General features: G+C 34.6%; 21 protein-coding genes, 1 tRNA gene and 2 pseudogenes. 16 read left to right on the forward strand and 8 right to left on the reverse strand.

What is annotated here, in order from left to right:
- Nucleotides 1-14 precede the first annotated feature (14 nt).
- The 8 genes from L0Z58_RS00330 (at nucleotide 15) to L0Z58_RS00365 (ending at nucleotide 7,931) form a co-directional block, all read left to right on the forward strand.
- A complete protein-coding gene (locus L0Z58_RS00330; protein ID WP_010082598.1) occupies nucleotides 15-590 on the forward strand; it encodes a PopZ family protein in 576 nt (191 codons plus the stop codon).
- Between the two features lie 76 nt (nucleotides 591-666).
- Complete coding sequence (locus L0Z58_RS00335) at nucleotides 667-1,245, forward strand: RlmE family RNA methyltransferase (protein WP_010962344.1); 579 nt, start codon at nucleotides 667-669, stop codon at nucleotides 1,243-1,245.
- Between the two features lie 1,207 nt (nucleotides 1,246-2,452).
- Nucleotides 2,453-4,855 (forward strand): ankyrin repeat domain-containing protein, encoded by a 2,403-nt coding sequence (locus L0Z58_RS00340; RefSeq protein ID WP_010962346.1) that lies wholly within the window; start codon nucleotides 2,453-2,455, stop codon nucleotides 4,853-4,855.
- 148 nt (nucleotides 4,856-5,003) lie between these two features.
- Nucleotides 5,004-5,315 carry an ECH_0659 family protein gene (locus L0Z58_RS00345; protein WP_015588824.1) on the forward strand — a complete coding sequence of 104 codons (312 nt, stop codon included), beginning with the start codon at nucleotides 5,004-5,006 and terminating at the stop codon, nucleotides 5,313-5,315.
- 136 nt (nucleotides 5,316-5,451) lie between these two features.
- The gene (locus L0Z58_RS00350) at nucleotides 5,452-5,934 is read left to right on the forward strand and encodes a head-tail connector protein (protein ID WP_010962349.1); all 483 of its coding nucleotides are present in this window, start codon (nucleotides 5,452-5,454) and stop codon (nucleotides 5,932-5,934) included.
- Between the two features lie 371 nt (nucleotides 5,935-6,305).
- Entirely contained in the window at nucleotides 6,306-6,716 is a 411-nt protein-coding gene (locus tag L0Z58_RS00355) for a hypothetical protein (RefSeq protein ID WP_010962350.1), read from the forward strand.
- Nucleotides 6,691-7,080: a phage tail tube protein gene (locus tag L0Z58_RS00360; protein ID WP_010962351.1), complete on the forward strand. Its 390-nt coding sequence runs from the start codon at nucleotides 6,691-6,693 to the stop codon at nucleotides 7,078-7,080. The genes L0Z58_RS00355 and L0Z58_RS00360 overlap by 26 nt, the downstream gene beginning before the upstream one ends.
- 65 nt (nucleotides 7,081-7,145) lie before the next feature.
- Nucleotides 7,146-7,931, forward strand: a complete 786-nt coding sequence (locus L0Z58_RS00365; protein WP_022626199.1) for a hypothetical protein — start codon at nucleotides 7,146-7,148, stop codon at nucleotides 7,929-7,931.
- A gap of 463 nt (nucleotides 7,932-8,394) precedes the next feature.
- Here the strand turns inward: L0Z58_RS00365 and L0Z58_RS06955 are convergent.
- The 3 genes and pseudogenes from L0Z58_RS06955 to L0Z58_RS00395 form a co-directional block, all read right to left on the reverse strand.
- Nucleotides 8,395-9,472: pseudogene (locus L0Z58_RS06955) on the reverse strand (IS3 family transposase).
- Between the two features lie 162 nt (nucleotides 9,473-9,634).
- Complete coding sequence (locus L0Z58_RS00390) at nucleotides 9,635-10,807, reverse strand: porin (RefSeq protein ID WP_022626200.1); 1,173 nt, start codon at nucleotides 10,805-10,807, stop codon at nucleotides 9,635-9,637.
- 62 nt (nucleotides 10,808-10,869) lie between these two features.
- Nucleotides 10,870-11,685, reverse strand: coding sequence for a PAS domain-containing protein (locus L0Z58_RS00395; RefSeq protein ID WP_010962355.1), 816 nt, complete (start codon nucleotides 11,683-11,685; stop codon nucleotides 10,870-10,872).
- A 233-nt stretch (nucleotides 11,686-11,918) separates the two neighbouring features.
- On the opposite strand from L0Z58_RS00395, the gene L0Z58_RS00400 reads away from it, so the two are divergent.
- Nucleotides 11,919-12,704, forward strand: a complete 786-nt coding sequence (locus L0Z58_RS00400; RefSeq protein WP_006280349.1) for an enoyl-ACP reductase FabI — start codon at nucleotides 11,919-11,921, stop codon at nucleotides 12,702-12,704.
- A 16-nt stretch (nucleotides 12,705-12,720) separates the two neighbouring features.
- Here L0Z58_RS00400 and secD read toward each other — a convergent pair whose 3' ends face one another.
- A complete protein-coding gene (gene secD / locus L0Z58_RS00405; RefSeq protein ID WP_458694692.1) occupies nucleotides 12,721-14,163 on the reverse strand; it encodes a protein translocase subunit SecD in 1,443 nt (480 codons plus the stop codon).
- Between secD and L0Z58_RS00410 the strand changes: the two genes are divergently transcribed.
- Nucleotides 14,063-14,344: a hypothetical protein gene (locus L0Z58_RS00410; RefSeq protein WP_039964338.1), complete on the forward strand. Its 282-nt coding sequence runs from the start codon at nucleotides 14,063-14,065 to the stop codon at nucleotides 14,342-14,344. The genes secD and L0Z58_RS00410 overlap by 101 nt on opposite strands.
- A 46-nt stretch (nucleotides 14,345-14,390) precedes the next feature.
- On the opposite strand, the pseudogene L0Z58_RS06960 reads toward L0Z58_RS00410, so the two are convergent.
- From L0Z58_RS06960 to rsmA, 3 genes and pseudogenes are all read right to left on the reverse strand, one after another.
- Nucleotides 14,391-15,371, reverse strand: a pseudogene (locus tag L0Z58_RS06960) (IS3 family transposase).
- A 63-nt stretch (nucleotides 15,372-15,434) separates the two neighbouring features.
- Nucleotides 15,435-16,928 carry an IMP dehydrogenase gene (guaB, locus tag L0Z58_RS00430; RefSeq protein WP_022626203.1) on the reverse strand — a complete coding sequence of 498 codons (1,494 nt, stop codon included), beginning with the start codon at nucleotides 16,926-16,928 and terminating at the stop codon, nucleotides 15,435-15,437.
- A gap of 116 nt (nucleotides 16,929-17,044) precedes the next feature.
- Entirely contained in the window at nucleotides 17,045-17,857 is an 813-nt protein-coding gene (gene rsmA, locus L0Z58_RS00435; protein WP_038228092.1) for a 16S rRNA (adenine(1518)-N(6)/adenine(1519)-N(6))-dimethyltransferase RsmA, read from the reverse strand.
- A gap of 78 nt (nucleotides 17,858-17,935) precedes the next feature.
- Here rsmA and L0Z58_RS00440 point away from each other — a divergent pair.
- Both L0Z58_RS00440 and L0Z58_RS00445 read left to right on the forward strand, forming a co-directional pair.
- Nucleotides 17,936-18,008, forward strand: a tRNA-Thr gene (locus L0Z58_RS00440).
- Nucleotides 18,009-18,032: 24 nt separating this feature from the next.
- Nucleotides 18,033-18,761, forward strand: a complete 729-nt coding sequence (locus tag L0Z58_RS00445; protein WP_010962359.1) for a triosephosphate isomerase — start codon at nucleotides 18,033-18,035, stop codon at nucleotides 18,759-18,761.
- A gap of 74 nt (nucleotides 18,762-18,835) precedes the next feature.
- On the opposite strand, the gene dprA is transcribed toward L0Z58_RS00445, so the two are convergent.
- The gene (dprA, locus tag L0Z58_RS00450; RefSeq protein WP_010962360.1) at nucleotides 18,836-19,924 is read right to left on the reverse strand and encodes a DNA-processing protein DprA; all 1,089 of its coding nucleotides are present in this window, start codon (nucleotides 19,922-19,924) and stop codon (nucleotides 18,836-18,838) included.
- A gap of 61 nt (nucleotides 19,925-19,985) precedes the next feature.
- On the opposite strand from dprA, the gene L0Z58_RS00455 reads away from it, so the two are divergent.
- The 4 genes from L0Z58_RS00455 to L0Z58_RS00470 all read left to right on the forward strand — a co-directional run bounded on the left by L0Z58_RS00455 (nucleotide 19,986) and on the right by L0Z58_RS00470 (nucleotide 23,109).
- Nucleotides 19,986-20,360, forward strand: coding sequence for a ferredoxin family protein (locus L0Z58_RS00455; RefSeq protein ID WP_010082601.1), 375 nt, complete (start codon nucleotides 19,986-19,988; stop codon nucleotides 20,358-20,360).
- Nucleotides 20,361-20,689: 329 nt separating this feature from the next.
- Nucleotides 20,690-21,337 carry a hypothetical protein gene (locus L0Z58_RS00460; RefSeq protein WP_010962361.1) on the forward strand — a complete coding sequence of 216 codons (648 nt, stop codon included), beginning with the start codon at nucleotides 20,690-20,692 and terminating at the stop codon, nucleotides 21,335-21,337.
- Nucleotides 21,338-21,416: 79 nt separating this feature from the next.
- Complete coding sequence (locus tag L0Z58_RS00465) at nucleotides 21,417-22,370, forward strand: D-alanine--D-alanine ligase (RefSeq protein WP_010082603.1); 954 nt, start codon at nucleotides 21,417-21,419, stop codon at nucleotides 22,368-22,370.
- Complete coding sequence (locus tag L0Z58_RS00470) at nucleotides 22,351-23,109, forward strand: cell division protein FtsQ/DivIB (protein ID WP_010962363.1); 759 nt, start codon at nucleotides 22,351-22,353, stop codon at nucleotides 23,107-23,109. Before L0Z58_RS00465 ends, L0Z58_RS00470 begins: the two co-directional genes overlap by 20 nt.
- The last annotated feature ends 64 nt before the right edge of the window (nucleotides 23,110-23,173 follow it).

A 23,173-nucleotide genomic window follows, 5' to 3' on the forward strand; every position in this document is an offset into this window, starting at 1 on the left:
ATGGTATTAGCACTATGCATGATGAACAAGGTAATCAATCTGTAAAAGATATCCTAGAAGATATAAAAAAAGCTATATCGGGTAAAAACGCGAGTAACGATAAAGCAGAAATAAAGGATGAAAATGATGATGTGCTATACCTTGAGGAAGAGTATCCAGAAGAAATAGAAGAAGATGGCAAAAAAGAAAATAATGAAAAAGAGGACATTGATAATGATGACCAAAGTGAGGAAATGGCTTGCAACAATAACCAATTTAATGGCCATAGCTACAATTCAGAAGAAAAAAAAGATATTTATTTGTACGATAATATCCAAATGAGTAATAACAAAGCGAGTAATAGCGGCTTACAAGCGCAAAATAACGATCATCTAATTTTAAAAGAGAATATGGAAGAGATCAAAGCGTTGCTTGGAAAAATGCAAAACGAATTACAGCATAAACAACAAAAAAAAGCGAACCTTACTGTTGAAGAATTAGTTACATCTCTTTTAAAACCTCAGCTCTCAGAATGGCTGAATAAATATCTACATGCACTGGTAAAAGAAGTAGTTGAAAAAGAGCTTAAAGATATAATCAATAATAAGTAGGGTATTAGCAATAAAAACTAGAGTAAAGACGGCTAGAGGCAGAAAACTATCTTCAACAAGGTGGCTACATCGTCATTTGAATGATCAGTATGTGCAAAAAACTAGCAAGGATGGTTATAGGTCACGCTCAGCATATAAGCTGGTAGAAATGGATAACAAATTTAAATTATTCCAAGAAGGGCAAAAAATTATTGATCTTGGTGCTTCTCCTGGTGGATGGTCACAAGTTGCATCTCAGAAAGGTGCAAATGTGGTTGCTCTTGACATAAAACCAATGAACGCAATTAATGGAGTAGAGTTTATACAATGTGATATTATCAATGAGTTTGAAATTTTAAGAGAAAAATTCAAGGATCAAAAATTTGATGTAATTTTATCTGACATGGCGCCCGAATCTTGTGGTTTAAAATCGTTGGATCATATCAGAATTATGCTTTTATGCGAAGCAGCGCTCAATTTTGCAAAGCATTTCTTGAGTCATGGTGGCACGTTTGTAGTAAAAATTTTCCAAGGAGAATCTGACAAAGATTTTTGTAACGAGCTAAAAAAAATGTTTAAAACAGTAAAATACTTTAAACCAAAGTCAAGTAGATCTGAATCTACAGAAATGTATTTGGTAAGTTTAGGCTTTATTGGCAGCAAACCTTCTATATAATATTAATCTAGGTAGTCCGCAGAAACAAAAAACTTGCTTGACAAACCTCGCCAGCCCCCTTATCATGAAACTGAAGCTATTGTATTTGCTTTCGCCAATCTGCAGATTAAAAGGTAAGGATTACTTAATGTATCGGCGTCTTATGTTCAATTTTTTGCAGTATATAGATACTGTATGTCTTTACAAAACTTCATCTACATCTAGATTTTTATCTAAATAAGCTGAACGCGCTTATAAAGCGTTACAAGACATCAAAAAATGCCAATACTCGACAGAGATAGTAAAAGACTAGCTAACTCGGGGATTCTTTGTCTTTTTTTCTGCTTGGTAAATTTCTTAAACATTTGCAGCATAGGTGAGTTGCAATTAAAAGCAGCTAAATCTTGCTTGTCAAGCGTTTAAAACATAAAAAACGCCAATATTTTAAAGCAGATAATAACCACGGGGCTTCTTTTGCCTTTTTTTTCATTTGGTAAATTTCTTAAATATTTATAGCTAAACGACAATCGTCATCCCAGCGGGATCTGGAGATACCGCGGCGGTATGACGGTTCGCGACGGCATGACGATAAGGTTTATATCTTGTCATCCCAGTGCTTGACACTGGGATCCAGGAATTTTATTAAGTTGGTGAGCATAAAAATAGCTGTTTTACGTTAAAATACAATGTTTTGATGATTATGGAAGGGCTGGATTCCAGTGTCAAGCACTGGAATGACACCATAGGGGCACTGCCATCATAAAGGAACCAGTGTCGGCTACTCGGATGACATCATAGGGGCGCTGGGATGACACCCTGACAATCGTCATCCCGCTACTTGTTAGCGGGATCTGGAGATACTGTGACGGTATGATGAGGGAGAACAGTTAGCGGATGAGATACCGCGAATGAATCGCGGTATAACGGTTCGCGGTGGTATAGTAACTCGTCATCCCGCTACTTGTTAGCGGGATCTGGAGATACCGTGACGGTATGATGAGGGAGAACAGTTAGCGGATGAGATACCGCGAATGAATCGTGGTATGACGGTTCGCGGTGGCATGATGTAGGACTGCTGTGACACCATTATAGAATGAACCAGTGTCAGCTACTTGCATAGAAAATGTTTATGACTAATTTTTAGATCAAACATGGAATTGCGACAAACTTAACTTTTTTGTGAGATGGTTCAGCAATAATAAATAAATTGAGAGGAAAGGTTACGGCAATGGAAAAGAAAAAGTTTTTTGAAATAATAAATGAGGTAAGCAAGAGTGAAGGTTTAAATGAGAATAATTTACTTGAAAGAATAGGGAATAAGCTAAAAGATGCAGACTCAATAGTATATAGCACTTATAACAATTTGAAGATAGATAAGATGTTCAGTATATTAGATTCAGACAAAATTGTAAATTATATGTTGGTACATCTTGCTGTGGAATGTAACAGTGTACCAATAGTAAAACTCCTACTAGCAAAGGAAGCAAAAGTTAATGAACCAATATATGAACTTGATGAAGCTAAGTCTAAGCTAACTGCTTTGCACATTGCTGCTTTGCATGGTCATCAAGAGATAGTTCAGCTTTTATTGAATAATGACGCAAATCCTTTACTAAAAGATAGTCAAGGCCGAACTCCAAGGGATATTGTCGGCGATGTAGAAGGTAAAAAGGCTATAATAAAAATGTTAGAGGAAGGAGAACAACGTTATGCTGAGACAAGAGCTACGAGAAGACAACCTTATAGACAAGGCACTTTACTGCAGCCTAATAATAAAACTCCAGGAAATTTAGCTTTGAACGGAAATAACGTAACTGCTGCAGTACAAACATGGGGTGCAAAACATCAGGAAGAGAATAGTAGAATTACACCAAACAACAAAAAAGTCTATGTACAAGATGAGGATGAACAGACTTCTTCAAACTCAATCGTTAATGAAAACAATACAGACAAAGTAGATGATACATTAGAAAAAGAACAGGCTATAAGAGAAAGAGATGCTATGGCGCAAAAGTTGCAAGAGGCAGAACAAAGACTTGCCAATAATCAGAAGCGCATAGAACATAATGACTTGCACAGTCAACATCCAGAGCAGTATACTACATATAATGGGGAACAGACCTTTTTAAATAAAAGTAATAGTGGCGATAGTGGAATATATTTTGATGCAGATGAATCTGAAGCTTTAGGCCAATCTATATTAGAAAATGGAGAAGATATTAATGCACAAGATAAAGATGGCGTGACCCATTTACATTGGGCTATTGCAGATAACAATAAAGAATCAGTGGAACTTTTGGTAAAATGTGGAGCAAAAGTTGATGTACAGGATAAAGATGGACTGACCCCTTTACATTATGCTGCTGCATATGGTTGTGTAGAGATTGCAGAATATCTAGTAGAAGGTGGAGCAAATGTTAATGCACAAGATAAAGTTGAGCATACTCCCTTATATTATGCTCTTGCAAATGACAATAAAAAATTAGCAAAGCTTTTGATAAAGCATGGAGCAGATCGCTCATTGATAAAGGATGAAGACCTAATAGATAGACTAAACAGTATGTGTGATCAGCCATCTGAGGTTGTACCTAGTACCTTTTCTCATTCCAAAACACACAACGCAACGGAAACTCCAGAAAAAGCAGAAAAGGTTGAAAAACGTAAAGCTAAGTTAAAAGAATTACGTACTCAGCTAAAGGATGAGCAGAAAAAGAATGAATTGCTAAAACAAAAAATACAAGATCTAGAAAGTAAAAACACAACGCTTAATAGTGAATTAGAAAAAACAAAAACTAAAACAGACGAAGTACCATTAGAAAAAGCGCAAAAGGAACTAACAGAATTGAAAAGTTATATCACTGGACATGGAGCTAGGCTGGACACACTGGAGAAACTCAATGAAGAGAATGAATCACTAAGACAAGAAATAAAAAATCTAAAAAATGAAAACACAACACTTAAGGGTGAATTAGAAAAAACAAAAACTAAAAAAAACGAAGTACCATTAGAAAAAGCGCAAAAGGAACTAACAGAATTGAGAAATTGTGTCACTGAACATGAGACTAAATTGGAAGTACTGGAGAAACTCAATGAAGAGAATGAATCACTAGAACAAAAAATACAAGATCTAGAAAGTAAAAATACAACACTTAATAGCGAATTAGAAGAAAACGAAAATAAGCATTCTAAAACAAAAGTGTTGTTAGAAAAAGCGCAAAAGGAACTAGCAGAATCAAAAAGTTGCATAGTTGGACATGAGACTAAGTTGAAAGAATTCAATAAAGAGAATGAATCACTAACACAAAAAATAAGAAGTCTGGAGAATGAAAACACACCACTTGATGGTGAACTGGGCAAAACTAAAACAAATGAAGTGTCACTAGAAAAAGTAGGAAAAAGACAATTTTCCCCAAAAGTTGCCTATGCGAGCCTTGCAGCTATGTTAGCAGTAGGTGCTGCTCTTAGTATTGCTTCCGGATTGTCTGCTCTATTAATAGTTGCAGCTGCTGTGGTATCTGCACTGATAGCTGGTGGCATTACATACACAATATCAAAACCCATCGCTGAACCAAAACCTACCACTGAATTGAAAGAAGTGAATATTCAAGATTCAGCACAACGGTGTTTGTAAAATTTAATTTGTACACTTGCTATAGATTCCAGCGCGTGACGCTGGAATGTAGTAAAAAGTATTTGTAAGTTACACAGTAGTGTGAATTTTTTACTTCGGTAGTTTTTCATTGTCATTATAATCATAATAATAGTTGAGTTTAATTGATATGAAAACTTTTACGAAAAATTTTAAAAATAACGAAAAAAAGCTAGAGGAGTTTAATAAGGAAATTGAAGATATAACAACTATAGCTCAAGATAAATTTGCACATGAACTTGAAAATATCGCATATGACAGTGTGCAAAAATTTCGCAGTCTGCTTGCTAAAGAGTTAAACTCCACCTTCAATAATATTCATTCTCAAAATGTCAATCTACTAAAATCCAGCCTAGTTGAATATGCTATAAGTTCAAATTTTATCAACAAAAAAGGAGAAACAGCTTTAATACGTTCTCTTCTTAATATATTCATACGATAAAGCACTCAGAGTTGTTGCTGCGCCAATTTAACTTAATGTTGCATGCAAGCTGCATAGCTAAAGTAAGTAAGATTTGCCCCACGCTGTCACGAGGTAAACCTTACTTATTCTAGCTATATCAAAAAGGAGGGTTATTATGTCAATAAGATCTACTTCACCAAGAATATCTGTGCAACGTAAATCTAAGCCTGAATCTTTTCCAGTTACTTTAGAAGAGGTTAAATCTTTTTTACGCATTGAGAACGACCAGGATGATAAGTTGATTTCAGATCTAATTTTTATGGCAACTGATTACGCTGAATGGCATATGGAAAAGTCACTGGTGAAACAAACATGGCAAGTTTCATATGAAGATTATGTACCTCGTAGGATCTATTTAAGCTATGGCCCTGTGAGTAAGATAGTATTGGCTACTGCAATGATGTCTAAAAATCAAGAGAAGAGTACACTTAAGTATTATTTTAGTGATGTAGGGGGCTATGTTGAGTTTTTCAATTGTTTGAATGCAATAAGAGTTGATGTTGTATACGAAGCTGGTTATGACAATGTTCCTGAGCAGATAAAACTAGGTATTATGCGGCATGTTTCTGCTCTTTACAAAAACGTGAATCGGAGGTAAGTAGCCATTTATCTGAAGTGAAGAAGGTATATTCTCCATTTCGCGAACCAAAGGTTGTTTTGTAGCTCTTTCTGGTCATTCAAACTGGGCTACTACGTCATACCGTTACGGATAGATCTCGCTAACAAGCAGCGGGATGACGAGGTATAAACCTTATCGTCATACCGCCGCGGTATCTCAGCCGCTAACACGTAGCGGAATGACAGCAGTCCTACGTCATACCGTCACGGATAGATCCCGCTAACAAGTAGCGGGATGACGAGGTATAAACCTTATCGTCATACCGCGATTCATTCGCGGTATCTCTTAACATAGATCCCGCTAACAAGCAGCGGGATGACGAGTTTCTATATATCTTTCGAGGGTTAATTATGAAAAAAATTCAAGCTATAAACGAGTTGTACAGTAGCATTTATGAAGCACTAAAAGCAAACTCTGATTTAAGGAAATATGTTACTAACATTTATGACTACTTACCTAAACAGGTCACCATTCCTTACCTGAGATTGTGTGTAGTGAATTATAATAACCTGCATATGCTGTCCAATTTTGCTACAAAGGCAAGATTTTCATGCGACATATATACTTATCATATAGACAGTATGTTTGCCATTATAAGGCATATTAACTTGATACTTAAGAGCATTGAAGGTTTTAATAATGAGGCCATTTTAGAAAGTAATTGTGCTATGGATCAGCACGATGAAATTTTACATTCAACAATTAATTTTGATATTTTAATAAAAGGAGGTGATAATGAGCAAATTACAGCTAAAAATTAAAGATCATGACAATAATTTTATTGTGTTAAATAATATAAGAAACCTAAGGTTTACTTTGCGTAATAACAGAGAAGAGGTGAAAGATATTTCTTCTTTTGGCTGGAGGAAAGTGCTCGATTGTGCTGGAAGCAGACACATTACGATAAAAATTAATGGAATTTTAGACTCTGTATTAGCTGATGAATTATTACGTAATTCTGCTATGCTAAACTCTAATAATGATTATGAAATTAGTTTTAATGCTAAGGAAAAGATAAGGCTTAGGTGTTCAGTTGAATTGTATGAGAGGTATTATGATCCTGTTACTTTTGACAGCTTTACTGTAGTTTTAAATAGTGCTGAAGTTGTAAACGCTTTTCATTAATGTTAATTTAATTTTTTCATATACAATAATAACTGGTGAGAATTTTAACTAAATTAAAAAAAATCATGAATGACGAAAACCTTTTCGAGGAAGACGGTGATAATATTGAAGAAAATAACGATGATAAAAGAGAGAGAAGTTTAGAAAATGAAAATCAGCAAAATCAAGAAGAACAACACAAAGAGGAAGATAAGCAATACATAATACAGTATATTCAAGACTATTTGAAAGTTTTTGAGGATATTCTAAATCAGATCGACGAAGGAATTGATAATTCGGATAGTTACGAAAGGACTATGCAAATAAAGCGAAGCATAGACAGGCTCATAGAGACTTTATATAGTCAGGCTGCGTCCGAAGATATTGATGCAGAATTTGAAACTACCAAACACACTCGCGATAAATCAGAATCTATGAAAAGAGTTAGAGAGAAGAGAAGAAAGCAAGTGATAGAAGAAGTATTAAGTAGCATGTTTGCCCAGCAACAAAAGGAGCTAATGAACGCTAAACACTTAAGTCATGGACATGAAACAGCAAAAGATGGGGATGTCCACGAAGCAAAGGAAAAAGTGAAGTCTTCAATCAGGGGAGTGTTGTTTTCGGTGATTGCTCATAGGATGGATCCAAGAAGGAGGGCAGGGGAAACTGCTGACGGTAACGAAAAGCAAGCTCATATATATGGCAGGGAAGCAGTTGGTGAAGCTTTAGGTGCATTGTTAAAAACGTTTTTAACAGCAGTTATTGCCGTTGTGCGTGAAATTGCTAAGCCACTTCAGAAACCGGAAACATCTTTTGCAAAACAAGTTGAAGAAAGCAGAAACGCAGATTCACAAAAGGGTCGATCTGTGTAGATTTCTCCTTGTAATAATCTTTCGATTCTACTGTCTGTTAATTCAAATTAGGGTTATAAAATTTTAGAAGCCAGCTCTTATATAACCAATTTATAGCAAGAAATTACGATGCAAAAATCAGCGTCCGTTAGAAAATAAACATAACACAGGGTGATAGAGTTGCCCCTATCCATAAGCGTCAGTTAAGCTCAAAATTGTAAGCTTAAAATATGGTTGAATAATTATTAATAATAGTATATAATTATTAACGTTTTTCAGGCATTTTTGTTATGGGTGCGCCAAGTAAGCGTTTAGAATACAGTTGGTGAAAATCCAACTTAGGCAAAGTCTAGCCAACAGCCTAGAACAGACCATTATGCTGCGTGAGGTAACGAGCGTAGTAAAGCTAATGGAATGGACAATATAGGGTGCAATGAAAAGTGACCTTACCCAGAAAAAGTGGAGAGAAAGTGTGGAATGTTTTTTACAAAAAGAATGATGCATCAAATTGTTCTGGAATGCAATAGTTAATAGTGACGTTGTTTGTTATAAAAAATTTCTATGTATTCAAATATTGCAGTTCTAGTTTGTTGAGCAGAGTGTTGTGAAGTATCAATAAGTATTTCTCTTTTCAATGAGCTAAAGAAGCTTTCTGCAACAGAATTGTCGTAACAACAGCCTTTATTACTCATCTATATTCTTTACAGCTAAGAGATATTGATACCCTTGCGCAGTATATTGTGAACCTTGGTCACTGTGCAGCAGTAGATTTTTAACAGGTTTACGCCTATTAATGGCCATTAATAAAGAGTTCATAACCAATTGTTTATTTATTGCACTACTCATTAACTACCATACGTGAGAATTATTGCTGCCAAATATAGCCATCCCTCCTTGGTTTTGATGTAAGTAATCCCATACTTTATTTGGTTGATCAACAATAAAGTTTTGATCTAGTATATTGGGAGCTACAGCTCTATTATCTGTTTGTTGTTTTTTAATTTTAAACTTTCTTCTCAGTATAGCCCTGATGTCATTTTTCTGCATAATACTTTGCACCGTTTTCAAATTGCAACTTTTACCCAAAGCCTTCAATTCAGCATGAATTTTAGGAGCTCCATATCTACATTTAGAAACTTGATATATTTTTTGAATAGCTGCGAGTAGCTCTTTATTTGCTGATTCTCTACTGCTTATTTTTCTTGTGGTCCACTTATAGTAGCCACTAGCAGAAAATCCTACATAATTCCTGTACTTTATAGCAGTTACTATATAAAAAAATATTTTACTCTTTTTGACTGGCCAGGGCTTTTTTTTAAATGTCTCTTTCCCTTGTTACTCTTGCTTTGTAAATCAAACCTCTCTTTGTCATAAGGTGCTACATCTGGAAATGCATTTGCCGCCGACTTTTTTTCGTTGTGTTTCTTTATCCATTTTCCTAATAAACCACCCTTTATTCCTAAATCCTTTGCTGTTTTTGTAATTGTTTGACCTACCTTTCTTTGTTCATTTGCCAGCTTAACAGCTTCCAATTTGAACTCTGCCGTATATTCTCTTGCCATTTCTAATCCTCCAAAATTTTATTTTACCCAAAAAAACTCTTTTCTTTCTCTCCACTTTTTCTGGGTAAGGTCAGTTTACTGGCCTCTCCATGAGTGAGATTGAAAAATTAAGTGTGAACGGTTACCTTGGATGACAGAAAAGAGTGTTGGAAGGAGGCAATATTAAAAACTTAATTTCAGTCCAGCCAAGAGCACATAACCAGAGTTGTTATTTTCTGTTTTAGGTTCTTTGGTACTAAATTTTACAATATCGAAATAGTATGAAGTACCTAAAAAAAGAGAATTTTCAAGGCTTAAAGCATATGATGTTAACTCGTTTGTACCTTCGCCTGCAATATCCCTACCACTACTAAAATATGTTAAGCTTGATTTGTAAGAATCAGAATGGTAAGCGATACCTGCATTCATATAATACGTATTATTTATTTCAGGATTACGCCTCTCACCAGATTCACCACCATTACCATACGAAAAAATGCAATCAAGATCGAACAATTTTAGCTTCAAACCAAAATTCCAGTGCAGTAATTGATTGCGACATTCATAATTTTTAGAAGTTCCATCTGAGCAACCAGTTAAATTTTCTCTTGCAAATTCACCAGTCAAAGCAGTAGTAAAACCTATATCATTTGACAAGCTGTTTTTATAGGAAAGGCCAGCAGCAATTAAATTGCTGTACTGTAAGTTATTTTTTCCTGGAACATAACTGAATCCGAGTTGAAAGTTATAGATTTCAGGGGAGATGTAGTTAATTGATGATTGTTTTAACCCTAGTTCGAGTTCATTATAATCGCTATAAATATTGGGCTTGACCCAGAACACCTTGTCTTGATTATATCCAGGGTCACCATCTTTTTTATGATCACCGCGCAAATTTGCATAGTTTGTCCAATGACCATTTACTCCTCCAGCAGCTGCATAAATTTTTGAAGTGTTAATTAACATGCTCTGACCAACTAAACTTCTTTTACCATATTCAATTGATCCAAGTTCCTGGTTTTTTATGATAAAATACCATTCCTCCATGTCTAACTTTTCTATGTCTAACGCTTTTAGGTTTGCAATACCAGAAACCCCTGCCTTAACATTAACCCCCATTTGAGTATTTGGATAAACTTGCTGTAAATAAAGAAAGCGCAAGTATGAATAACTTGAAGTTTTATCCTTAGGCTTAGCATTGAAAGAATCTCTGTTGAAGGCGTAGCCGAATCTCAAATCTATTTTTCCGTCTAGTTCTGCATAAAATATTTCCTTATCCAAAATTGTTTTAGAGCTAGCACTATTCTGCAAAAACAATGATGAAAGCAGTGCTACCAGGTAGTACTTTAACTTCATAAATAAACTTAAATCTTTATAAAAATTTAAGTTTAAACTCAATATAAATAAAAAACAACTTTTCAGAAGGCACCGCTGGTAGATTTTGCTGCCTGTTTTTGAGCTATATTCCCATAAATTATTGATACACTTGGTAATTTTCGCTTTAATAACTGCTTATTAATGGCAGAATGTATACGATTAATTATTTTAGATATACTTTTTACATCGCAGTTAATCAAAACAAAAAGCACTTTATTCTCATCAATATACCCTAGAAAATCATCACTACGGCAATTTTTATAAAAATGTTCTATGATAACTTTCAGTGCATTATTTGTCTCACTACAGCTACTATTTAAGCCAATCACTCCTATAGCTGCATTAATTTGATGTTGAAAGGCAAAATTTAATATAACGTATAACTCTAGAATAGTGGACTCATTGCCCGGTATATCGAATAAGTCATGGTTTTTATATTTTTTACCCATTAGATATTTATCTCTAAAGATTCCTAGTTTATGGGACAAACTGATATCACGTATTAATAGCTCATAATTTATTTTATTACTGGCAAATTGTGCAGTGCGGAAAACTTTTACTTTTGTCCTGATATCTTCTCCCTTAGCATCAATTAAGGAAAAATCTATCACTTTAGGTAGTATATCAAGTAAATCGTGTCCATTTTCGGTATACTCTAAATAATTCTTCACGTTGTCAGCTGCTCTTGTGCTTAAGATATTAATTAATGGCTTATTAAGCAAATTCTTCTCTTCATATTTTAACAAATCCCTTGCAACTTGATTGAGCCCTAAAATTAACACGTTTTTTTTCTTATTATCCTGACAAACAGATACCACAGCATCATCTTTTCTTCTTGCAGTTATGAAATCATCCATACTTTCATTCTATACAGCGTATTTATAAGTATAATAAGATTATATTAAGATTTACTTACTTATTAATATGCTTAATTGGATATAGGCAGAATGTCATATGGAATGGCTTTGTTGTAGAAGAATCAAGATTACTGTTTATAGACTTCAAGTTACTGCAAAAAATATTTTAAAACATAGTGATATCTTGACTTTACCTAGTTAATATTCCAAATTATAAAAAAACAGATAGTTCTATGACGACAAGTCTATTACAAGGCAAAAAGGGATTAATAACCGGAATAATAAATAAGAGATCAATAGCATACGGTATAGCAAAAACTCTCTCAGAGCACGGAGCAGAACTTGCAATCACCTACCAGAATGAAATAATAAAAGAAAAACTATCACCAATAGCAGATGAACTAAATGTGGAGCTAATATTACACTGCGACGTTTCAAATGAAAAAATCATAGATAACGCTTTCGAAATAATAGAGAAAAAATGGGGTACTCTTGACTTTTTGGTGCATGCAATAGCATTCTCCGATAAAAATGAGTTAGATGGTAAATATGTCAATACTTCACTGGATAACTTCCTCAATGCAATGCATATATCGTGCTATTCTTTTACTGCTTTAGCGCAAAGGGCTGAAAAAATGATGTCAAATGGTGGTAGTTTACTTACTTTATCTTATTATGGCGCTGAAAAAGTTATGCCAAATTATAACGTTATGGGTTTATGTAAAGCGGCACTTGAAGCAAGTGTAAAATATATAGCATGTGATCTCGGGCCACAAAATATCAGAGTAAATGCAATTTCCGCTGGTCCAATCAGAACTTTAGCATCTTCTGGAATAAGCGATTTTCACTCCATATCAGAATGGAATAGAAATAACTCTCCGCTCAGACGCAATGTTACAATAGAGGATGTTGGCAAGGCAGCGTTATACTTATTAAGCGACTTAAGTAGTGGCACTACTGGAGAAATTTTGCATGTTGATTCAGGATATAACGTTGTGGGAATGAAGGTGGTTGACTGAGATCTAAATCCTTAATTCAAAGCGCTAGTTCCTTCGGGTTCATACACAACTCTATCAGGAGTTTTGTGACTGTGATTGCAGAAAACATCGAACATAAAATTCCTATTGATAGAGTGACAGAAAAGCCTCTTATTGCTCCACTGCCAATAATGAACATTATTCCTGCAGCAATTAATGTAGTGATATTTGAATCCAGTATTGTCTTTATAGCGTTTTTAAACCCTTCTTCAATAGCACGTTCCACTCTCTTGCCAGATTTGATTTCCTCACGAATTCGCTCAAATATTAAAACATTTGCATCCACCGCCATACCAACAGTAAGTGCAATACCGGCAATTCCAGGTAAAGTTAGAGTTGCTTCAAGCAGAGTGAGAATTGATAATATAAGAACTACATTAGAAAAAAGTGCAACAGAGGCCAATACACCTAATTTGCCGTAAGTGATGATTATAAATAAAGCCACTGCTATAATAGAGATTGTTGCTGCCATTTCCCCTGCCTTTATTGATTCTTCTCCAAGACTTGGGCCAATGTTTTTTTCTTCAATTATTTTAAGTGGTGCTGGCAGTGCTCCAGATTTTAAAAGTATTGCAAGTTCGCTTGCTTGTTTTTCAGTGAAATTACCGCTAATTTCTCCCTCTCCATTTAAAATTGGCTCACGTATTGTAGGTACTGTTAAAACTGTGTTATCCAGAACAATTGCAAAAGGCTTTCCTACATTTTCTTTAGTGATTTTCGCGAATCTTTTACTCGCTATACTGTCAAATTTAAAATGCACTGTCGGTTTACCTAAATTGCCGAATCTAACTGATGCGTTAACCAGCGAATCACCACCTATTTCAGTTTTGCGGAATATTGGATAAGAATTACCTAAAGAATCCTTGAGCATGACAGTGGTTTCATGGTCTATATCCTGCACCTTGGCTATGTTAGTGTTTGCCAAATGAAAAGCTAGCTTAGCAGTTTTGCCAAGCAGAGATTTTATCTGCTTGGTATCTTCTACTCCAGGCACCTGCACTAATATTTTATTCTGCCCTTGTTTTTGAACGCTGACTTCCTTTGTGCCAAGTTTGTCCAAACGGCGCTGGACATTGTTTATTGATTCTGCAGCTACTTCACTGATCAAAGAATTTTTATAATGTGGTTTATACGAAATGAGAATCGAAGAATCTTTTCTATTTAGCTCTAAATTTGGATTTATCGTATTAATCAACACAGATGCTTTTTTATAATCATCAATACTATTTAAAGTTATAACGCTATTTTGTACGTTAGATTCAATATTTTTTGTTAGCAATGTCTCTTTTATTTCGTTAGCTAGCATGCTTAGCTTTTCCTTAAAATAGAAGTCTAAGTCTATGTTTAAAAGCAAAGATGCCCCTCCTTTCAGGTCAAGGCCTAAGTTTATTCTTTTTTTCGAAATAAAAAGCTTATTATCAAAGAAATTTGGCAGTGTTATGTATAAAGCAAATAAACAGATGCATAATACTGAAAAAGATTTGACTATAAGTCTGTTATACATAAGTTGTAGGTTTAAAATTGTAATAATTGATTGTAAGTTAAAAATAGATTTTTGTAAAATTCTCTATTTGACCTTACCCAGAAAAAGTAGAGAGAAAGTTAAGACGTTTTTATCATGAGAATAAATTGTGCAGGAATGCAATAGTTAATAGTAGAATGTCTACGTTATTTGTTATAAAAGATTTCTATGTATTCAAATATGGCAGTTCTGGTTTGTTGAGCGAGAAGTATCAATAAGCAGCTCCCTTTTAAGTGAACTTTTCTGCAACAGAGTTATCGTAACAACAGCCCTTATGGCTCATGCTGGAAATGATGTTTTTTGTATTCAATAGAAATTGGTAATTTTGAGAGGTATACTGTGACCCTTGATCGCTATGTAACAGCAGATTTTTATCGGGTTTGCGTTTATCAACGGCCATCAATAAAGAATCTATAACTAATTATCATGTTACTCATTAACCACCATGCGTGAATATAGGTCAATTATTGCCGCCAACAACCTTCTTTAGTTTTTATGTAGGTAATCCCAAACTTTATTTGGCTGATCAGTAGTAAAATTTTGATCCAATGTGTTCGGAGCCACAACTCGGTTGCTTATTTGCTGTTTTTTATTTTTGAACCTTCGTCTAAACTTGGCTTTAATGCCATTTTCTTGCATAACACTTTGTACTGTTTTAATTTTTGCCTAAAGCTTTTAATTCAGCGTGAATTTTAGGGGCTCCATATCTGCATTTAGAAGCTTGATGTATTTTTTGAATATCTGCTAGAAGCCCTTCTTTTGCTAATTCTTTACTGCTTTTTTCCTTAGCAACCCATACCACCAGTACAAAACCCTACATAGTTCCTGTGTTTTATAGCAATTTCTATATAAAAGAATACTTTACTCTTTTTCTTTGCCCAGGGCTTTTTTTAAGATGTCTCTTTCTCTTATTAGCTCTTTTTTTAGATCAAATCTTTCTTTGTCATAAGGAGCCTTTGCCTGGAAATGCGTATGCTCCAGACATTTTTCCATTATATTTTCTTACTTAACATACTGCCATCTATACCTAGATCTTTTGCTATTTTTGTACTTGCTTGACCTGTTTCTTTAACCAGCTTAACAGCTTCTAATTTGAATTCTGCTGTATATTCTCTTCTATTTGTCATATTTTGAAAAAACGTTTTATTTTACTCCAAAAACGTTTTAACTTTCTCTCTACTTTTTCTGGACTACTCCGAATCAGTTGACAAATTGGACGTTTGATAAGCATAATTTGGAGCTTCTTGTGTAATGACTATATCATGAGCGTGACTCTCTCTTAATCCTGATGCAGTAATAGTAACAAATTTACAATTTTTTTTCATCTCTTCTATATTCCTATTACCAGTATACCCCATTGCAGCTTGCAATCCGCCAATCAATTGATGGATTACTCCTGAAGCTGGACCTTTGAATGGAACTCTTCCTTCCACTCCTTGTGGAACTAATTTGAGTTTTGAATCTTTATCTTGAAAATAACGGCTAGCTGAACCTCGTTTCATTGCACTAATAGATCCCATTCCTCGATAGCCTTTATATGCTCTGCCCTTATACATAATAATCTCACCTGGGCTTTCGTCAGTGCCAGCAAAAATCGAACCAATCATCACAGAGTCAGCACCAGCTGCAATAGCTTTTGCAACATCTCCTGAGTATTTTACCCCACCATCAGCAATTAGTCTGACGTTTCTTGCTCTACACGCCTCTGCAACATTCTTGATTGCAGAGAATTGTGGCACACCAACACCTGTAACTATTCTGGTTGTACAGATTGATCCTGGTCCTATTCCAACCTTCACTGCATCAACACCCGCATCAATCAACGCTTCAGCAGCCTCCTTTGTTGCAATGTTTCCGCCAATTAATTGCGTATTAGGATACATCTTTTTTATTTCCCTAATGGTATTGATAACGTTTTCGGAATGACCGTGAGCAGTATCCACAACAACTACATCAACTTCTTCTCCGATCAAAGCTTCACATCTGTCTATACCATCTTTTTTACCAGTGCCAATTGCAGCGGCAACTCTGAGACGCCCTTTACTGTCTTTACATGAATTTGGGTATCTATTGTATTTTTCAATGTCTTTAACCGTAATTAAACCTATACAACAAGAATTTTCATCTACGACCAAAAGCTTTTCTATTCTATTTTCATGCAACAATTTCATTGCTGAGGCACTATTCACTCCCTGCTCCCGCACTGTCACTAACTTATCTTTTGTCATCACTTCGGAAACTTTTACATTCATGTTCTGGTCTTCAATAAATCTCATATCTCGGTTAGTTAAAATTCCAACTAACTTGCGTTGATCGACTACAGGAATGCCAGAATAATTGTGCTCTCTCATTAATGAAATTGCTTCCGCAACTGTTTTATCCTGTGAAATCGTAATTGGGTTATACACGATCCAACTTTCATATTTTTTCACCCTTCTCACTTCTAAAACTTGTTCATCTATTGATAAATTCTTATGTATGCAACCTATCCCTCCATGTTGGGCAATAGCTATTGCAAAGCCCGATTCAGTAACAGTATCCATTGCAGAGGATATGAGAGGGATATTTAGTTCTATACTATTTGTTAAATAAGTTTTTGTATCTGCATCGCAAGGCAATATATTAGAATAGGCTGGCAAAAGAAGTATATCGTCAAACGAATAACAAGCTTCCATTTTTTTCATAGGCTTTATTTAAAGCTTATACGCCAATTAATTAAATTGCAATAGGCAAAATTAGCTAGGAGCCTTTAATTGTATAGCTCTAACTGTTTTTAGGAGATAGAAAAGCTATATAGTTGCTAATACATTTTATTGCACAATAAGCATTCTACATTATTTGCCAGCAAACAGAACTGCTCAATAGTTAAGTTTTCTGGACGTTCATTTCCACTCAATTTAGCGTTTTCAAGGACAGTTTCAGCGTGGTTCGTTATATTTTGCAAGCTATTTCTCAGCATCTTTCTTCTTTGAGCAAAAACAGCACGTATTAATTTTATTAAGGTTTCCAAGTTTACTACAAACTTTGGGGTAGGCAAAGGATTTACTGTAATTACTGAAGAATGTATTTTTGGTCTTGGAAAAAACTCTTTAGGTTCAATATCAAATTCCTTTTTTATATCGCATAGTAACTGGCTTAGCACTGATAGAGGACCATAATCTTTAGAATTGGGTCTTGCTGTAATGCGATCTGCTACCTCTTTTTGAAACATTAATGTCAAACTCGTAAAAAATTTTATACTATCTAACCACTTTAAAAATAACGCTACCGAGATATTGTAAGGCAAGTTAGCAATAACTTTAACTGGGCGCTCTATCAGCTCTTCTTCTATAATATGCAGTGCATCCGCTTCTATAATTCTATACTTTCCTTGATGCTCATTTAGCAGTTGGTCATGGTGTTTTACTAAATCTCTATCTTTTTCTATAGAAAGTAGAGACTTTGGATTATGCACCAATATTTCTCTTGTTAATGCACCATATCCAGGACCAATTTCAATGACATTAAAATTTTCCAGACTACCAGCTAAAGCGACGATTTTTTTTGTTATCTCACTCGATAAAATAAAATTTTGCCCTAGACTCTTTTTTGGCTTCAGTAAAAATTTTTTCATATTATTTTCATTATACAGTATTTTAAAAATTAGTTGACGAAAATTCATTGATAATTGTATATTATTAATGTGTTTAACGCCGGCTTAGCTCAATTGGTAGAGCAACTGACTTGTAATCAGTAGGTTGTCAGTTCAAGTCCGACAGCCGGCACTCTCGCCCATATAAGTAAAGTTGATGTCCTTTTTAATAGTAGCAAATTGGAAAATGAATGGAATGCGTTCTTCATTTGTTGACTTTATAGGCAAACTTAACAACAAGAGCAACGAAATTACCTCTAAGCTAGTGATTTGCCCTCCTTTTACGTCATTTCCAAGCAGTATAGAGTTGAACAATAATATTGATATAGGAGCACAGAATTGCCATCATAAAAAGTTCGGTTCTTACACAGGTGAAATTAGTGCAGAAATGTTAAAAGAACTAGGGTGTACTTACGTAATGCTTGGGCATTCTGAAAGGGCTAATGAAAAAGATAGTGAAATAAAACTTAAGTCGGAAATAGCAATAGAATCAGGCTTACACCCAATTATCTGTGTGGGTGAAAATTCAGAAGATTATAAGAATGAAAAAACAAAAGAAGTAATAGAATATCAATGCAAAAACCGTTTGCCAACACACGGTGAATATACCGTAGCATATGAGCCAATATGGGCAATAGGCACAGGTCATGTGCCAAATAATGATGCAATTGCTAAGGTGATAGAGGTAATAAAATTGTGTACTAGTAAAAAACACATTATATATGGTGGTTCAGTCAGTTCAGAAAATATAGAAAATTTGCTCAGTATCTCAAATTTATCAGGAGTTTTAATTGGCAGTGCAAGCTTAGATTTCGATCACTTTTATAAAATTATACAACAAGTTGAAAAAAAGTTTTCTCTTATCAATTCTAAAATCAGCAACTAAGAATCCTATAACAAATGGCATCATTTCAGTGTCAAGCATATGTCTGTACGAGCATCTAGTATAGCTAAAGTAATCTAGAAAATTAACGATATTTTATTCCCCGGTGAACGCTCTATTTTGTTTTCCAACTCTAGTTCTAAAAGAGCCATTAGAGCTATGTTGGTAGAAAGTCCGCTTGCTAATATAAGTTCATCTATATCAACAGGTACAGAGTTAATATGATCAACTATAACAGATTTTGCCTGTTGTAATTTTTCTTGTTTTTGGTTAACAAAATGGTGCTCAACATCAAATAGGTTTTTTTGCTGCGGAGGTAAACTAAACCTAATACTCTCTATTATGTCATCAGCGGATTCGATAAGCTTAGCACCGTTTTTAATTAAATAATTACTACCACTACAGCGTGAATCTAAAGGGAAACCAGAAACTGCAAACACCTCTCTCCCTTGATTTAAAGCAAAATCTGCTGTTATTAGAGAGCCAGAACGTTTCGATGCTTCAATCACTGCAACACCTAGCGATAGGCCAGATATAATTCGATTCCTTTGAGGAAAATACTGAGGCTTTGGTTTAGTAGCAAATGGAAGCTCAGTAATTACTAACCCACCGTTCCCAGTGATTTTTTTGTATAGATCAAAATTCTCTTTTGGATACACCACATCAATTCCGCTTGCTGTAACAGCAATAGTGGGATGATTTTTGTATATTACACTGTTTGCTGCAGTATCAATTCCTCTTGCAAGTCCAGAAACGATAATAAAACCAGCTTCGCTTAAATCAAGTGCCAACTTATTGGCAAAATTTCTTCCATTCATTGAAGAGTTACGCCCACCGATTATTGCAATTATCTCACGGCTTAATAATGATATATCACCAAGCGCAGTTATTACAGGAGGACAACTAGGGATATTTCTTAAAAGATCAGGGTAATCTGGGTCACATGCGGGTATAATTTTAGCTCCAATTCTTTCTGCATTATTGATTTCTTCTCGTGCATCTTGAATGCCATACACCTTATCATTAGCCACCTTATTGAGATATTTTAGCACCTCATCTAGCGATCCGTGTGTTCTTAGTATACTAAAAAACTTTATTGGTCCTATGGTTCTAGCCAGGCTTAACCATACTTCTAATTCTTTGTTGTTCAATTTATTTATCTTCATAAAAAGCTTGAATTTCTTATCAATTTAGTGTACCCAAGATAATGCAAATATACAGTGTTTTATGACGCATTTTGTTACAGATAAATGCATAAAATGTAAATATACAGACTGCGTGGAAGTATGTCCCGTTGACTGCTTCTATGAAGGCAAAAACATGCTCGTGATTAACCCAGATGAATGTATTGATTGCGGAGTGTGCATACCTGAGTGTCCAGTAGATGCAATTGTAACTGATGATTCCATAAAAGATATTTTAGAACTAGATGAAGAGTTGCTGAGCAGCGAACAAAAAACTTTCAAGTTATTTTACGATATAAATGTAGAATACTCACAAAAGTGGCCAAATATCACAGCTAAAAAGCAACCCCTCTATACTGCAGAAGAGTATAAGGAAAAAAAGGATAAAACAGCCTATTTTGATGAAAATTTAGAATAATGCTACTGAAGGAAAAGAAACTTTTTGTATTTCAGGGTTGTTGTTTTTGGTTGCTGAAAATAGTTGCGTTATCTAAGTTGTTATGCTGATAAATTAGTATCGATTAATTTAAGGATTAAGGAAAAAGGCTTATTGACTTTTGAAATATTTGATTATAAAACTAGCTGTTAGCATTAAATCTTGGGGGTAAGTTATGAGTATAAATAAAAGAGAAACCATTAAAGATTGAAGGGTTACTTTTTCAAGCGAACGGTAATCTTGAAAAAGCATGTGATCTATTATCAACAGTAGAGTTAACCGAAGATGATATTAAAATATTGCTGGAAGAGATGATAAAAGAGTATCATAGCTTGTTTGAAAAGATTTCTTGGAGTTGTGGAATTACTGCAGGCAGTGCACAAGATGCCAACGCAAGCAGCTTCAACGAAGTTTTTAAGCTAGGTTCAAAAGAGTTAGCATTGGCAATGACGTCAGATCTCAGAAAGTCTTATGATCAAGAATTATTTAAGAAATATAAAAAAGAAGAAATGTCTTATCCTGAAGGAGAAGGAGTACAATTTATTAGAGAATTGAGAGTTCTAAGTAGAATACTTACTATATCTTTAATAAGGAAACTTGATGAAGTTTACAAGTTTACTCCAGAAGAAATTGAGCGTTTGAAGGAATATATGTTAGTTAGCAACTATGATATAAGCAAAAGTCTTTCTGATATAGACAAATATATGCATGCACTATCTGCCTTAATTAGAAACTCTTCACTTGATACAAAAAAGATATTTGAGCTAAATAATCGAATGATAATACACACTACAGCCTTAATTGATTTAGTAACTAGTGGAGTAGTGAAAAAAGAAGAAGCAAAAGAACAATCTGCTGAGGATTTAGAAAAGCTTATCTGTGAACAGTATAAAGGTGCAGCAAACACGCCACTACCGTTGCAGAGCACGCTATTTGAAGTGGATAAAAAAAGTGCTTGAAGAAAGTTTATAGTTAGCCAAAGTAGGTATTTAATAAGCTTAATGTAACCATTATGTATGCTATATAGCAAAACATAGAATGCTTATGATTCCAACTATAGCAATTTTAAGTGGTGGATTTTCTTGTGAGAGAGAAATATCGCTTATGAGCGGAAAAGCAGTGAAGAAGGCGCTCGATAGCCTTTCATATAATGCAATAGAAATAGATGTTGACAGCAATATTGCTGAAAAGCTTAAAAAAATTAATCCGGGCCTTGCTTTTATCGCTCTGCATGGACCTTATGGTGAAGATGGCTGCATTCAAGGTTTATTGGAAATCTTAGGTATAAAATATACACACTCAGGAGTTATGGCTTCTGCCGTTGCTATAAATAAAGTGATGTCAAAGCATATATTTCGATCCCTTAATATCGACACTCCAAAAGGTTATGTAATTAGCCGAGAAGATGTACTAAAAAATAATATTAAAATCGATTATCCGTACGTCTTAAAACCAATTAATGAAGGTTCAAGTATTGGAGTGTACATAATTTTCTCGCACGAGGATTACTTAGAACTGAAAAATAATAGTTCTACTATAATGGAAAAGATGATCGTAGAAGAATACATACCGGGCATAGAGTTACATACTGCTGTATTGCTGGATGAAGCAATTGGCACTATAGAAGTACGACCAAAAAATAAATTCTATGATTATGAAGCAAAGTATACAGATGGATTTGCAGAACATATATTTCCTGCTAAAATTCCTGACAATATATATAAAATGACCTTGGAACACGCACTGAAAATACATCAATTTTTAGGATGCAAAACTATTTCCCGCTCAGATTTCCGTTATAATCCCAAAAATAACACTTTAAAAATGCTTGAGATTAATACACATCCTGGCTTTACTGAGTTATCGTTAGTGCCAGAAATTGCAAAATTGGCAAAAGGAATCAATTTTAATGAATTAGTTAAAATTATTATTGAAGATAGTTTGCAGCACAAAAATATTAGGGATTTAAGTCATGTTGAGCAGTATTACTAGAAGCCAAAGGAGTTTTTTGCGTAAGTGTGCCTTGGTTGTTATCACAGCACTTTTTCTTACGCTAATACTTTACAGCTCACTTGATAAAATAATAAATCGATTTAATTACTACTTTACTTGGTACAATGACTGCCTATCTAGTTTATTACTCAGTAGTGGATTTTCAATCGACGAAGTAGTCGTGAGCGGCAATAAATTTACAAACAAAAAGGATATTCTAAGTTTGACAGATAGAACGCAACCTATCCTGTATATATCACTTTCAAAACTTGCCGGTAACATACAATCCGTAAGCAGATGGATAAAACACGTAAGAGTTCACAGAATTTTGCCCAATACTCTACACATTAATATAGATGAGCATAAACCGTTTGCTCTCTGGAAAGATAATAACAAAACCTCGGTAATTGATTTTGAAGGTAAAGTGATCGTAGATGACTATCTAGTAGATGATCTTGTTGTAATTACAGGACAAAACTCATTATCAAACCTAGAATTTGTTAAAGATGTGTTAGAGAGTAAAACTCAATTAAGTGACCACATTTCTTCTTTTGCTTATATAGGGAATAGAAGATGGAATATCATACTTGATAACGATTCCACAGTAAAACTGCCTGAAGATAACCCTTATAGTGCATGGGACTATTTAAACCACTTACACAATACAACTGATTTTACTTTCAGCGATTGGAGTATTATTGATATGCGTATTACTGATAAAATCTTTGTGAAGAGGTGATCTGCTGTAATCCAAGTAGCCCCTTTTCCTGTCATCCCAGTGCCCAGACACTGGAATCCCGCCG

It is taken from the genome of Wolbachia endosymbiont of Aedes aegypti, from assembly GCF_021496215.1.
Taxonomy (GTDB): domain Bacteria; phylum Pseudomonadota; class Alphaproteobacteria; order Rickettsiales; family Anaplasmataceae; genus Wolbachia; species Wolbachia pipientis.